The organism is Mycobacterium celatum, from assembly GCF_002101595.1.
GTDB classification, from domain to species: Bacteria; Actinomycetota; Actinomycetes; order Mycobacteriales; family Mycobacteriaceae; genus Mycobacterium; species Mycobacterium celatum.
Window position 1 is genome coordinate 19,234 of record NZ_LQOM01000027.1, and the last position, 13,141, is coordinate 32,374.

11 protein-coding genes are annotated in these 13,141 nt (G+C 68.5%); 6 read left to right on the forward strand and 5 right to left on the reverse strand.

All coding sequences use genetic code 11. The features are described from left to right. The first annotated feature begins 15 nt into the window (after positions 1-15). Positions 16-822 (forward strand): 1-acyl-sn-glycerol-3-phosphate acyltransferase, encoded by an 807-nt coding sequence (locus AWB95_RS11245; RefSeq protein ID WP_062540525.1) that lies wholly within the window; start codon positions 16-18, stop codon positions 820-822. Next, the gene (gene fadD12, locus AWB95_RS11250; protein ID WP_062540524.1) at positions 822-2,417 is read left to right on the forward strand and encodes an acyl-CoA ligase FadD12; all 1,596 of its coding nucleotides are present in this window, start codon (positions 822-824) and stop codon (positions 2,415-2,417) included. Before AWB95_RS11245 ends, fadD12 begins: the two co-directional genes overlap by 1 nt. A 12-nt stretch (positions 2,418-2,429) precedes the next feature. Here the strand turns inward: fadD12 and AWB95_RS11255 are convergent, their stop codons facing one another. Together AWB95_RS11255 and AWB95_RS11260 are read right to left on the reverse strand one after the other, a co-directional pair. Then, the gene (locus AWB95_RS11255; RefSeq protein WP_062540523.1) at positions 2,430-3,845 is read right to left on the reverse strand and encodes a WS/DGAT/MGAT family O-acyltransferase; all 1,416 of its coding nucleotides are present in this window, start codon (positions 3,843-3,845) and stop codon (positions 2,430-2,432) included. A 43-nt stretch (positions 3,846-3,888) separates the two neighbouring features. Beyond that, positions 3,889-5,106, reverse strand: coding sequence for an alpha/beta hydrolase (locus AWB95_RS11260; RefSeq protein ID WP_062540535.1), 1,218 nt, complete (start codon positions 5,104-5,106; stop codon positions 3,889-3,891). Positions 5,107-5,206: 100 nt separating this feature from the next. Between AWB95_RS11260 and AWB95_RS11265 the strand changes: the two genes are divergently transcribed. Genes AWB95_RS11265 through AWB95_RS11275 form a run of 3 tightly spaced genes read left to right on the forward strand, consistent with a single transcriptional unit; the run spans position 5,207 to position 8,379 of the window. Next, positions 5,207-6,100, forward strand: a complete 894-nt coding sequence (locus tag AWB95_RS11265) for an alpha/beta hydrolase (RefSeq protein WP_085168229.1) — start codon at positions 5,207-5,209, stop codon at positions 6,098-6,100. A gap of 4 nt (positions 6,101-6,104) precedes the next feature. Continuing rightward, entirely contained in the window at positions 6,105-7,226 is a 1,122-nt protein-coding gene (locus AWB95_RS11270) for an acyl-CoA dehydrogenase family protein (RefSeq protein ID WP_269745710.1), read from the forward strand. Continuing rightward, positions 7,219-8,379, forward strand: a complete 1,161-nt coding sequence (locus tag AWB95_RS11275) for an acyl-CoA dehydrogenase family protein (protein ID WP_062538773.1) — start codon at positions 7,219-7,221, stop codon at positions 8,377-8,379. Before AWB95_RS11270 ends, AWB95_RS11275 begins: the two co-directional genes overlap by 8 nt. Positions 8,380-8,460: 81 nt before the next feature. Here AWB95_RS11275 and AWB95_RS11280 read toward each other — a convergent pair whose 3' ends face one another. Genes AWB95_RS11280 through AWB95_RS11290 form a run of 3 tightly spaced genes read right to left on the reverse strand, consistent with a single transcriptional unit; the run spans position 8,461 to position 11,934 of the window. Continuing rightward, a complete protein-coding gene (locus AWB95_RS11280) occupies positions 8,461-9,765 on the reverse strand; it encodes an amidohydrolase family protein (RefSeq protein WP_085168230.1) in 1,305 nt (434 codons plus the stop codon). Beyond that, a complete protein-coding gene (locus AWB95_RS11285) occupies positions 9,759-10,937 on the reverse strand; it encodes a CoA transferase (RefSeq protein ID WP_085168231.1) in 1,179 nt (392 codons plus the stop codon). The genes AWB95_RS11280 and AWB95_RS11285 overlap by 7 nt, the downstream gene beginning before the upstream one ends. Positions 10,938-10,947: 10 nt before the next feature. Beyond that, a complete protein-coding gene (locus tag AWB95_RS11290; protein ID WP_062540129.1) occupies positions 10,948-11,934 on the reverse strand; it encodes a MaoC family dehydratase in 987 nt (328 codons plus the stop codon). Between the two features lie 29 nt (positions 11,935-11,963). Here AWB95_RS11290 and AWB95_RS11295 point away from each other — a divergent pair, with 29 nt between their 5' ends. Beyond that, positions 11,964-13,115, forward strand: a complete 1,152-nt coding sequence (locus AWB95_RS11295) for an acyl-CoA dehydrogenase family protein (protein WP_062540130.1) — start codon at positions 11,964-11,966, stop codon at positions 13,113-13,115. Positions 13,116-13,141 lie beyond the last annotated feature (26 nt).

A 13,141-nucleotide genomic window follows, 5' to 3' on the forward strand; every position in this document is an offset into this window, starting at 1 on the left:
ATCCCAGGGGGATAGTTGACAGCCATCGACACCGAACCAACCGAGATTTCCAAGTGGGATCCGGGACTGACCGAACGGGTGATGGGCTGGATCCGCCCGCTCATCAAGGGCTACCACCGCGCCGAGGTGCGCGGGTTGGAGTCGTTCCCGCCGGGTGGGGCGCTGGTGGTGTCCAACCACTCCGGCGGGCTGTTCCCGATGGACGTGCCGGTCTTTGCTTCCGGGTTCTACGAGAAGTTCGGTTATGACCGTCCGGTCTACACGCTGAGCCACGACGTGTTGTTCACCGGCCCGATCGCCGACTTCTTCGTGCGGACCGGTTTCATCCGCGCCAACCACGAGAACGCCGAGGAGGCACTGCGTTCCGGCGGCGTGGTGGTGGTGTTCCCGGGTGGGGACTACGACGTGTACCGGCCGACGCTGTCGGAGAACACCATCGACTTCGACGGCCGCACCGGCTATGTCCGGGCGGCGCTGAACGCCGGGGTGCCGATCGTGCCGGCGGTCGCCATCGGCGGGCAGGAGAGCCAGCTGTATCTGTCGCGCGGCACGTGGCTGGCCCACGCGCTGCGGCTGGACAAGCTGATGCGGGTGAAGATCCTGCCGATCTCGGTGGGTTTCCCGTTCGGGCTGTCCGCGGTGCTGCCGGTCAACGTGCCGCTGCCGACGAAGATCGTCATGCAGGTGCTCGAGCCGATCGACGTGGCTGAGCAGTTCGGCGAGGACCCCGACATCGACGAGGTCGACGCCCACGTCCGTCACGTCATGCAAAAGGCGCTGGACAAGTTGGCCGAAGAGCGCCGACTGCCGATCCTCGGCTAATGGCGCTCTTCGGCCTGCTGGCCACGATGGTTCGCGCCGGGATCATCGCACCGCTGCGGCCCGACAAATACCTGCGTATTGCGGCTGCCGCCCGTCGCGAAGGTCATTCCGTCACAAGCGGATTCGCGATGTCTGCGCAGCGCTGCCCGGATAGGCCGGCGCTGATCGACGAGCTGGGGTCGCTGACCTACCGCGAGCTCGACGGCCGCTGCGACGCGCTGGCCGCGGCGCTGCAGGGGCTGCCCGGCGGCACACCGGCGGTGGTCGGGATCATGTGCCGCAACCATCGCGGTTTCGTCGAAGCCTTGATGGCCGCCAACCGAATTGGCGCCGACGTGTTGCTGCTCAACACCTCGTTCGCCGGGCCCGCGCTGGCCGAGGTCGTCAACCGCGAGGGCGCCGACGCGGTGATCTACGACGAGGAGTTCACCCACTCGGTCGACCGCGCGCTGACCGACCGCCCGGACACCACCCGCATCGTCGCGTGGACCGAACAGCCGCAGGAGCTCACCGTCGAGCAGTTGATCGCCGAGCACCTCGGCCGGCGGCCCGCAAGGTCCGGCCGCAAAGGCAAACTGATCCTGCTGACGTCGGGAACAACTGGAAGTCCCAAGGGCGCCAAGCATTCTGGCGGTGGCGTGGGCGAGCTTCAAGCGATCCTGGACCGGGTGCCGTGGCACACAGAGGAGACGACGGTGGTGGTGGCGCCGATGTTTCACGCCTGGGGGTTTTCCCAGCTGGTGTTCGCCGCGTCGCTGGGCTGCACGGTGGTGACCCGTCGCAGATTCGACCCGGAAGCCACCCTCGACCTCGTCGACCGCTACCAGGCCACCGGCCTGTGCGTGGTGCCGGTGATGTTCGACCGGATCATGGACCTGCCCGACGAGGTGCGCCGGAAATACAGCTGCCGCTCACTGCGATTCGCGACCGCCTCGGGCTCGCGGATGCGGCCCGACGTGGTGACCCGGTTCATGGACGAGTTCGGCGACGTGATCTACAACAACTACAACGCCACCGAGGCCGGCATGATCGCCACGGCGACACCCGAGGATCTGCGGGCCGCGCCCGACACGGCCGGCAAGCCCGCCGTCGGCACCGAGATCCGCATCCTCGACAGCGACTTCCGCGAAGTGCCCACGGGGCAGGTCGGCCAGATCTTCGTGCGCAACTCCAACCGCTTCGACGGCTATACGTCCGGTAATACCAAGGATTTTCACGACGGCTTCATGGCGTCCGGTGACGTCGGCCGGGTCGACGAGGCCGGGCGACTCTACGTAGTCGGACGCGACGACGAGATGATCGTGTCCGGCGGCGAGAACGTCTACCCGATCGAGGTGGAAAAGACTTTGGTGGGGCACCCCGATGTCGCCGAGGCCGCGGTGCTCGGTGTCGACGACGAACAGTACGGGCAGCGGCTGGCGGCGTTCGTGGTGCTTGTCGACGGCGCGACTGTCACCGTCGACGCGTTGAAGCAGCACGTACGCGACAACCTGGCCAACTACAAGGTGCCCCGCGAGATCGTCGTACTGCCCGAACTGCCCCGCAGCAGCACCGGCAAGGTGGTGCGGGCCGAGTTGCTGGCGCAGCTCAGTTAGCTGCGCGAGCAGTTAAGCCTGCGCCATGGCGCTCTCGACCACCGTCAGCTTCTCGGAAAGCCCTGCGGCGCGGCGTAATTCGACGAAGTCGTCGAGGATGGCCTCGGTGACTTCGTGCGGATCGTCGACGGTGATGCCGTCGGAGAGCACCGACACGTTGAGCTGGTCGACGTAACTCCACACGGTGATGTTCAGACCGCTGCCCGCGGTCAACGGCCCCACCGAATAGATCTCGGTGACCAGCGCGCCGCCGACCCGGCCGTGCTCTCGAGGTCCCGGAACGTTGGAGATCGGCAGGTTGAGTACCTTGTTCTGGCCGTCGCGGCTGGCCAGCCACCGAAAAAGCGCCTCAGCCGGCGCCGGCGGGAAGTAGGCCGACCATCGGCTCACCAGCTCGGGCCCGAGCAACTGATGACTCTCCTTGGCGTCGACGGCGTTGTCGTGCGCCAGGCGGACCCGTTCCAGCGGGTCTTCGGCGTCGCAAGGCAACGCCACCAGCATTCCGGTGAAGTAGTTCCCCGAGATACGGTCCGGCGAGAAGTCGAAACTCACCGGCACCGAGGCCAGCAGCGGCTCGGCCTTGCCTTCGTAGCGCAGCAGCAGTCTCCGCAACGCCCCCGACGATAGGGCCAGCACCACGTCGTTGATCGTGACACCGAGCGTCTTGCCGGTCTCCTTGATGTCGGCCAACGCCAGCGTGGCGGTGGCGAATTTGCGTTCAGGCGTGAGCATGTGGTTCATGAAGGTCGGCGGCGGGGTGAACGGCCGGGTCAACTGTGGTGAGAGCTTGCGGCTGCTGCGGCGCACCCGGGCCACCCCCTCCGCGGTGTAGCGCACGGTGCGCGGAATTCGTCCGAGCTGGCGCAGGTGGTCACCGAATGCCGAGCGCACCAGCTCGGCCTTGGAGGGCGCCGGGTCAGGCGCATACCGCTTGCGGCCCGTTCCCGGTTCGGGGGCCAGGTCCATGCCGCGCGCCAGCAGGTTGGCGGCTGCGACACCGTCGGCCAGCGCATGATGGATCTTGCCGACCACCGCAATCCTGTTGTTGGCCAGGCCCTCAACGAAATACATCTCCCACAGCGGGCGGCTGCGATCCAGCGGCGTGCTGGCGATCTGTCCGATCGCCTCGTCGAGCTCGCGGCGACCGCCCGGGGCCGGCAGCCGCCAGGGCCGGATGTGGTAGGTGAGGTCGACATCGCAGTTCTCGCGCCACATCGGGTGATGGAACTTCATCGGGATGTCGACCAGCTGGTAGCAGAACGGGTCCAACTTGTAGAGCCGGCTGTGGATGACCCGGCGAAAGGCGTCGATATCGAAATCACGGCGGTCGGGATCCAACTCGATGACCGCGATCTTCAGTGTGTGCATATGCACATTCGGCGTCTCGCTGTACAGCAGTACCGCGTCCCAGCCACTGAGCCTTTTCACCCGCCACCTCCCGTTTGGGACGGACCTTACAGTCGGGGGGCGCTCAAATAACGTCTTTGGCCATCAACGCGTGATTGCGGTGAACCTGGTTGAGGAACAACCCGACTGCGGTGGCCATCGCGCCCGTGCGCGCGCCGTCGGTCAGGTCGAAGCCGTGGCCGGCGCCGGGCAATTCCATGTAGCTGACCGGCGAATGCGACACCGAGCGCAGCCGCTCGACGAAGCTGCGCGCCTGTTCGACCGGGATCACCGTGTCGTTGCTGCCGTGGATCACCAGGAACGGCGGGGCGTCCGGGCGAATCCGGGCGATCGGCGAAGCGTCGCGGAACACGTCGGGGTGCTTCTCGATGCTGCGCTTGACGACCACCCGCTCCAGAAAGTCGACGAAACGGACCCGCTCGGCGGTGGAGCGGTCCTCCCAGTCGTAACGGCCGTAGATCCCGACGACGGCCTCCACGGAGGTGTCCGAGCCCTCGGGCAGTTCGGCCTGCAGCTCGGGGTCGTTGACGGTGAGTCCGGCCAGCGCGGCCAAGTGCCCGCCGGCCGAACAACCCGCCACCGCAACGAAATTGCGGTCGCCGCCGAACTTGTCGACGTTGGCATGCGCCCAGGCGATCGCGGTTTTGACGTCGGTGATGTGGCTGGGCCAGCGATGATGCGGCGCGACCCGGTAGTCGATGGACAGGCACACCCAGCCCAGCTCGGCCAGTTGCGACATCAGCGCATAGCCCTGCAGGGTGCGGCTGCCGTGCACCCAGGCACCGCCGGGCACGAACAGCAGCACCGGCGCCGGACGGGTCGGCAAGTTCTTGCGGCGCCACACGTCGAGCAACTGAGCCGGGTGATCACCGTAGCGGACCGCGGTGCGATGCAGGTAGCGGCGATGGCTGAGCGCCCGCCACACCGGCGGCGTGCGCTCGGGCGCGGGCCATTCGATGTCGAGGTCCTTGGCCGAGACGATGCCGCGCAGCGCGGCTTGCGAGACGGTGTGGGTCTGGTCGCGCTCGCGCTTGCGGACCTCGCCGATGCCCGGGGTCAGCCAGGACTTGGCCGTGGTGGACAGGAACTCGGGCAGGACCCGACATCCCCAGACCCCCATTGCCGTCGCGCCACCCAGCGGCTCCAGATGCCTGCCGACCACCGGCAGCGAAGCCGACGCCACGCTCAATGCCAGCATGTAATCCGCCGGACGGGCTCGCAGCAACCATCTGACCCGTGACGCCACGGTCGGGCCGGGATATCGCGTCGCGGGGCGCACCATTCCGGGAGCGTACCCCGTCGGGTTGGGCGCAAACGGCGATCGGCGGTCGGCGGGCCGCCCACCGATCATCCCGTCGGCCACACCGCGCCATACTGGACCGATGCCGGACACCGACGTTCACCCTGACCTGCGCAGAATCGCCCGCATCGCCCCGCGAACCTTGGTCAGCCCACGGACGTTGCGCCTGATGCGGGCCGCGACGCGGCTGCAGGGCCTGCGCAGTCCGGGGGACGTCGAAGTGCTCACCCTGGACTCGGGCGCCGGCATCCGGCTGTTTCGCCCCACCGGGACAACCGAATCCACGGCTGCATTGCTGTGGATGCACGGCGGGGGCTACGTCTTGGGCAGGGCAAGCCAAGACGACACGCTGTGCCGCCGCTTCAGCCGCGAGCTGGGCGCCACCGTGGCGTCGGTGGACTACCGGCTGGCACCCGAACACCCCTATCCCGCGCCGCTCGAGGACTGCTATTCGGCGCTGACGTGGCTGGCCCGGCAGCCCGCGGTGGATCCGTCGCGGATCGCAATCGGCGGTGCCAGCGCGGGCGGCGGGCTGGCGGCCGCCCTGGCGCTGCTCGCCCGCGACCGCGGCGAAGTCACGCCGGCCCTGCAGCTGCTGGCCTACCCGATGCTCGACGACCGCAGTGCGAACAATCCGAAGCACCCGTCGTACCGGTTGTGGAGCCCCAGCAGTAACCGGTTCGGCTGGGCGGCTTATCTCGGTGACGCCGACCCGCAGGTTGCCGTGCCCGCGCGCCGCGACGACCTGAGCGGGCTGCCCCCGGCGTGGATCGGGGTCGGCACCCACGACCTGTTCCACGACGAGGACCTGGCCTACGCCGAGCGGCTCACCCGTGCCGGGGTGGCGTGCCACGTCGAGGTGGTCCCGGGCGCGTTTCACGGATTCGACTTGCTGGTACCCAAAGCCAAAGTGTCCCAGGCGTTTTTCGCCAGCCAGTGCGCCAGCCTGCGCACGGCGCTGGCAGCGAAGGGCTGACGGCGTGCCGTTTTCTGTCACCGACGAGCAGCGGGCGTTGCGCAGCACGGTCGCCGACTTGATGGCGAAACGCTCGCCGGAGTCCGCGGTGCGGGCGTTGACGGCCACCGACACCGGTTTCGACCCGGCGGTGTGGCAGGAGTTGGCGGCCATGGGCCTGGTGGGGCTGTTGATCCCCGAAGAGCACGGCGGCGCCGGTGCCGGCCCGATCGAGTTGGGCATCGTGGCCGAGGAGATGGGCGCTGCGCTGCTGGTCGGTCCGTATCTGTCGACGGCGGTGCTGGTGCCCAGCCTGTTGGCCGCGGCTGGGGAGGTCGACGAATCGGCGGCGGTGTTGCCGCGGATTGCCGCCGGTGAGCTGATCGCGAGTGTAGCTTTCGCCGAGGACGGCTCGGCCCGGGTACCGGCGACCATCGCAACTTGTGCGCGAGCCGTCGGTGACGGCTGGCAGGTGACCGGCTGCAAGAATTTCGTGCTCGACGGCGGATTGGCCGAGTTGGTGTATGTGCTGGCCTTGACCGACGCAGGACCGGCGGTGTTCGCGGTCGAAGCCGATGCGCCCGGCGTGGAGGTGACGCCGCTGACCACGGTGGATCTGACCCGCAAACAATGCCGGCTCCAATTCGCCGACGCCCCAGCACGTTTGGTCGGCCAGTTGGGTTCGGGTGTCGAGGTGCTCGGTGCTGCGCTGGATTCCTCCGCGGTGGCCCTGGTCGGCGAACAGGCCGGCGGGGCACGCCGCGTCATGGACATGGCCGCCGAGTACGCCAAGACGCGTTATCAGTTCGGCCGGCCGATCGGCAGCTTTCAGGCCGTCAAGCACATGTGCGCCGACATGCTGCTGGAAACCGAGTCGGCGGTGTCGGCCGCCCGGTTCGCCAGCGAGTCGGTTGCGCGGCAGTCGCCGTCGCGGATCGCGGATCTTGCGCTGGCACAAGCTTATTGCTCCGATGCCTTCGTGTTTGTCGCCGCGACCAACATCCAGGTGCATGGCGGCATCGGGTTCACCTGGGAGCATCCGGCGCATCTGTATCTGCGCCGGGCCCGCGGCGACGCCCAGCTGCTGGGCAGTCCGTCCTGGCACCGCGAGCGCTACCTGCAGCAGATCGGAGCGTGTCGTGATTGACGAGGAAGTGCGCCGCGAGGTCCGAGAATGGCTGGCCGCCAACTGGTCTCCCGGCATCGATCGCGCCGAGTGGGCGCACACCGTCGTCGACGCCGGCTGGGCCGTCCCCAGCTGGGAGCCCGAGTGGTATGGCCGCGGCCTCACCGATACCGGATCCCGCATTGTCGCTGAGGAATTCGCGGCGGTCGGGGCGCCGGGCGCCGGGCATGACCGGGCAAACCTGTTCGCCTGCACATTGCACGACTGCGGCACCGACGAGCAGAAGCGCCGGCTGATCCCGCCGTCAATCCGCGGCGAGACCAAGTGGTGCCTGCTCTACAGCGAGCCGGGTGCCGGGTCGGATCTGGCGGGCCTGCGCACCCGCGCCGACCGCGACGGCGACGACTGGGTGATCAACGGGCAGAAGGTGTGGACGTCGTTTGCGACGACAGCCGACTACGGGATGCTCGTGGCACGCACCGACTGGGATGTGCCCAAGCACAAGGGAATCAGCTTCTTCATGTTTCCGATGCGCCAACCCGGCGTGGAGATCCGCCCCATCCACCAGATCACGGGCGAATCGGAATTCAACGAGGTGTTCATCGAGAATGCCCGGGTGCCCGCCGACAACATGGTCGGCGAGCCGGGGGCGGGCTGGTCGGTGCTGCAGGTCGCGCTCGGCTACGAACGCCGGTTCATGGGCGATCTGGCCCGCACCTCCAAGAATGCCAAGCGGCCCAAGCCCGAAAAGGGCGGTGGCTTGGTGCAATTGGCGCGTGATTTCGGCCGGCTCGGCGACGCCCACGTTCGTCAGCAGATCGCCCGGGTCGACGCGCTGGTTGCCGTGAACCGTTGGAACAGAGAGCGTTCGAAGACCGCTGTCGATCGCGACGAGTCGGCGACCCTGGCGGCGTTGGGCAAGATCGCGATGTCGCGGATCTTGCACGAGACCGCCCGGGTGGAGACCGAGATCATCGGCGCCGAGGCCATGCTGGCCGGACCGGACAACCCGGTCGGTGACGCGGTGACGTTCCGGACGCTCAACGCGTATTTCACCTCGATCGGCGGCGGCACCGATCAGATTCAGCGCAATATCATCGGCGAACGCATACTCGGTCTGCCCAAAGAGCCGGAGCCCTACCGCAATACGCCGTTCCGCGACTTACCGCACTAACCCCCCGCCCCTGCCGCGAGCGTGCGTGTCACCGCCGACACTCCGTAGTTGAACCTGGTTTACGCACGCTCACGCATGAAGTCACCCTGCGGCGTAGACGATTTCACCGCCGATGATCGTTGCGGCGACCAAACCGGCGTCGAGTTCGGCCAGCACGGCCTCGGGCGGTGCGGTCAGCAGGCACAGGTCGCCCGGCTGCCCCGGCTCGACGGTGCGCACCCGGCTGGGGTGCTCGGGCCAGCCCAGGAACATCATCAAGGCTCGCCGCTCCGGAATACATTCGTCGGCGCCGAGCACCGCCCCGCTCGGGGTGGTGCGATACACCGCGGCGCGCATCGCCGCCCACGGGTCGCCGCGACCGAACGGCATATCGGTGGACAACGCGACCGGAATGCCGGCGAGCAGCAGGGACGCCACCCGCCACAGTTGGTCGTGTTCGCCGGCCGGTATCTCGGTCAGGTACTGATCGCCGCGCTCGGCAACGAAGTTGGGCTGGGTCACCACCGTCACCCCGAGATCCACCAGGTCGTCGAGGCAGTCGGAGGGTGTGTCGGCCGCGTGTTCGATCCGGTCGCGGGGATGCGCGCCGGCCTGCTGCAGCGCCGCGATCGTCACGAGCAGCTGGGCGGCGGTCACGCAGTGGATGGCGACCGGGCCACCATTGCGGTGCCTTTCGGCGATCCAGTGTGCGAGTTCGTCGAGGTCCAGGGCCTCGTCGTGCAGGATGCGCTTACCGGGTGACAGAAAATGCAGCCTCTGGCGTAGCTCACCGTGGCGATGCAGCTCGGTCAACCCCACGATGTCACCGATTTCGAGATCCGGTGTGGCATCGGTGATTCCGGTGACGCCGTAGCTACTCAGCCGCTGGCTGACATCGGCGAGGCCGATATCGCGGCGCTCTAACGCCTCCGACCAATCCGAGGCGGCGCTGCGCAGGCGCCCGTCGGGATGGTCTGCCAGCCCGATCCGGGCCAGCCCGGCGGAGTTGAGGATCCACATCGCGCCGCTGCGGTGCTGTATGCGCACCGGCACGGCGGGTGCCAGCGCATCCAGCGTCATCCGGTCCAGCGGCCCGGCGACCGAGTCGTGATAGCCGATAGCGCGGACCCAGCCGTCGTCGCCGGGCGGGGCGGTGGCCAGCGCGCCCGCGAGCGCGTCCCGGTCGCGCACCTGCGGTGGGCCCACCTGGAGCGACGTTTCGGCTGCGGCCGCGGAGTGCAGATGGACGTGGTGGTCGTGCAAGCCGGGTATCACGGTTCCGCCCGCCGCGTCGTACACGTCTTCACCGGGCAGCGGCTCGATGTCTTTGGCCACCTGGTCGATCTGCGCCCCGACCCGAACGTCGAGAAGAGCGCCGTCCAGCCGGGTAGCCTGTCGAATTAGCATGGCGCGCCGAGCTTTTCGGCAACGATATGCTTTACCGCGGCGTTGTCGGCGCCGAGCGGGGGCGCCGACGGGCTCGGTGGCGGCGGTTGCGGCGCGGCGACGGGTATGTCGCAAGGCGGTGATTGCGGGAGCGCGGCGTAGCCAGCGGCGACCTGCGCCATCGACACCTCGACCAGCTCGCCTCCGCCGCGGCGCAGCGACTGCGCCACCGCCCGCGCCGCCTCCAGCCCGGCCAGCGGGTCTGCGATGGCGTCGCCGCAGAACACCGGCCCTTCGCCGACAAGTCCGCCCGCGACCGCGGCGTCGTCGCCGAACGCGGCCCGGTCCGGCTGACCGGCGTAGCCGCCGATGCGCAGCCACACCCGTCCGGCCCGGGCCGCCACGTCGTCGACGCTCAACCGGCGTCGGCGTAACGCCGCGGGCCGGGAGCCCTCGACGACGACGTCGGCGGCGGTCAGCAAATCCCGCAAGGCGCCGTCGTCGAAATCCACGGCGTAGGAGAGCTTTCCGAAGTTCATCCAGTCGAAGAACGCAGGCTCGCCGCGGCGGGTCCCGTCGGGCCGGGCCGGGCTTTCCACCTTGACGACGACGGCGCCCGCCCGGGCCAGCAGTTGGGTACATAGCGGCCCAGCCCACAAGGACGACAGGTCGGCCACCAGCAGCCCGTCGAGGTCGCGCGGCTCGGTCGTATCGCCGATTCGCCGCACCACCGGCGCGGCCGGGGCCGCCTCGCCAAGCGCCGCCGCCGCGATGTCCAGCAGTTGGGCGCGGCTGACCACGTCGTGCGCGGAACGTGCTGCGGCCCAACGGGTTAGCACTGGCCAAGGGTCGGCGGGAATGGTGTCGCATTCCAGCAGCGCGGGCAGCGCCGCGGTGTCTTCAGCGCGCGGCAGCGCGATCGCCCCCCAGCCGTCAGCGGTGGGCAGCAGCCGGGTGGCGCCGCCCGCAGAAACCGAGCCCTGCCGGGTCAGGCCGCGCAGGGCCGCGCGGCCCGCCAGCGTCGTCGCGGCGTCGACGTCGACACCGGTCAGCTCGGCGATCTCAGCGGTCACTCCTCGGGCCCGGGTCAGCACGGCGGCGCGGGAAAAGTCGGGCGGCCCATCGGGCGGGCCGGTCAGATAGGCCAGCCCGCTGCCGGCCCAGTCTGCTGCGGCCGCATCCACGCCCACCATTGTGCGCGCGTCAGAACTGCAGCGCGGTGAACCGCCAGTCCAGCACCTGGCGGTCCGGCTCGTCCGATTCGCTGACCGCGTAGACCAGCGAGCGCAGGGTCAGCACGCCGCCGTGGTCGGTCGGCTGGGCGGACTCGACGTGCAGCTCGCTGTAGAGCGTGTCGCCCTCGTGCACCGGACCGGTGTGGTCGCAGGACTCCCAGCCCAGCACCGTGGCCAAGTTGGGCAGCAACCGAGTGGCTTGCGCCAGCGCCAGCCCGATAGTGTGTCCGCCGTACACCAGCCGGCTTCCGCTGACCCGCGAATCGTGATGCACTGCAGCAATATTCAGTGTCAGCCGGGCCAACTCGGGTGCGCTGCTGACGATGTCGGCGCTGCTGTGCAACACCGAACCTGCGATGCCTGGGTCGAAATGGGGCCCGGGGATGCGCTCGCGGAACACGGCGCCGTTCCACTGCTCGGTAGCCGAGGGCGGCGGCACCAGATCGGTGCCGATCGCCGAGAGGTCGTCGGCGTGATCGGCGGCGTCCGGCGCGGCGCCCGGACTCAACGGCAACATGGCGCAGCGGTAGAAGTCGAGCACCAACCGATCGGCCTGGTCGATCGTGGTCATCCGCAGGGCTACCAGACCGGTGGGCGCCCGCCCGGGCTTGGCCGAGTTCTTCTTCAGGCCCACCACCTCGGTGCGGGTGAACAGGCTGTCGCCGATGGCCGGGAAGCGGTAGAAGACCAGCCCGCGGTAGAACAGGTTGGCTTTGACGTGCCGGGTGACCAGCGTCGACTGCCCGATCGCGACGTCGCACACCAGACCGGGGTGAGCCAGCGGCGCCGTCGACCCGGTGACCGCCTGCGACAGTTCGGCGTCCAGCGGCAGGCGCAACCGGTCGCCGAGGATGCTCTGATGCACGGCGGCCACCCCGGGGGACAACGTCATCGAAGGGGCGCCGGGAAACACCTGGCCGACGTGCAGGTCGTCGAAGTACGGGCCGCCGGTCATCGGGCGACCCGCCGTGTCAGCATGACGGTATGGACGAGCTCAGCGACGAAGAGGTGCTGCTGGTCGAGACGGTGCGTGACTTCGTCGACAAAGAGGTCAAGCCGACGGTGCGCGAAGTCGAGCATGCCAACGAGTATCCGCAAGTGTGGATCGAGCAGATGAAGCGGATCGGCATTTACGGCTTGGCCATCCCTGAGGAGTACGGCGGGTCACCGGTGTCGATGCCGTGCTACGTGCTGGTCACCCAGGAGCTGGCCCGCGGCTGGATGAGCCTGGCCGGTGCAATGGGCGGGCACACTGTGGTCGCCAAACTGCTCACGTTGTTCGGCACCGAGGAGCAGAAGCGTCACTATCTGCCGCCGATGGCCACCGGCGAGTTGCGGGCCACCATGGCGCTCACCGAGCCGGGCGGCGGCAGCGATCTGCAGAACATGTCGACCACCGCGCGGACCGACGGCGACGAGCTGGTGATCAACGGGTCGAAGACCTGGATTTCCAATGCGCGGCGTTCCGGGCTGATTGCGTTGCTGTGCAAGACCGATCCACATGCGACACCGCGCCACACCGGTATCTCGGTGGTGCTGGTGGAACCCGGCCCGGGGCTGACGATTTCGCGGGACCTGCCCAAGCTGGGCTACAAGGGAGTCGAGTCGTGCGAGCTGTCGTTCGACGGCTACCGGGTCCCCGCGTCGGCGATCCTGGGCGGCGTACCGGGCAAGGGCTTTGCGCAGATGATGAAAGGTCTTGAGACAGGCCGCATTCAGGTGGCCTCCCGGGCATTGGGGGTGGCGACGGCGGCACTCGACGATGCGTTGGCGTATGCGCAGCAGCGGGAAAGCTTCGGCAAACCGATCTGGCAGCACCAGTCCGTCGGAAACTACCTGGCCGACATGGCCACCAAACTCACTGCCGCCCGCCAGCTCACGCGCTACGCGGCCGAACGCTACGACAGCGGCCAACGCTGCGACATGGAAGCCGGGATGGCCAAGCTGTTCGCCTCCGAGGTGGCGATGGAGATCGCGTTGAACGCGGTACGTATCCACGGCGGCTACGGCTACTCCACCGAATACGACGTCGAGCGGTACTTTCGCGACGCGCCGCTGATGATCGTCGGCGAGGGCACCAACGAAATCCAGCGCAACGTGATTGCCGGGCAACTGGTGGCCCGCGGCGGAATCTGATGAGCTCTGCGCCGAGTGTGCGGTTA

Coding starts and splice junctions, on each gene's coding strand:
- fadD12 (WP_062540524.1), top strand. CDS start 822: ATGGCGCTCTTCGGCCTGCTGGCCACGATGGTTCGCGCCGGGATCATC.
- AWB95_RS11260 (WP_062540535.1), bottom strand. CDS start 5,106: ATGGTGCGCCCCGCGACGCGATATCCCGGCCCGACCGTGGCGTCACGG.
- AWB95_RS11265 (WP_085168229.1), top strand. CDS start 5,207: ATGCCGGACACCGACGTTCACCCTGACCTGCGCAGAATCGCCCGCATC.
- AWB95_RS11280 (WP_085168230.1), bottom strand. CDS start 9,765: ATGCTAATTCGACAGGCTACCCGGCTGGACGGCGCTCTTCTCGACGTT.
- AWB95_RS11285 (WP_085168231.1), bottom strand. CDS start 10,937: ATGGTGGGCGTGGATGCGGCCGCAGCAGACTGGGCCGGCAGCGGGCTG.
- AWB95_RS11290 (WP_062540129.1), bottom strand. CDS start 11,934: ATGACCGGCGGCCCGTACTTCGACGACCTGCACGTCGGCCAGGTGTTT.
- AWB95_RS11295 (WP_062540130.1), top strand. CDS start 11,964: ATGGACGAGCTCAGCGACGAAGAGGTGCTGCTGGTCGAGACGGTGCGT.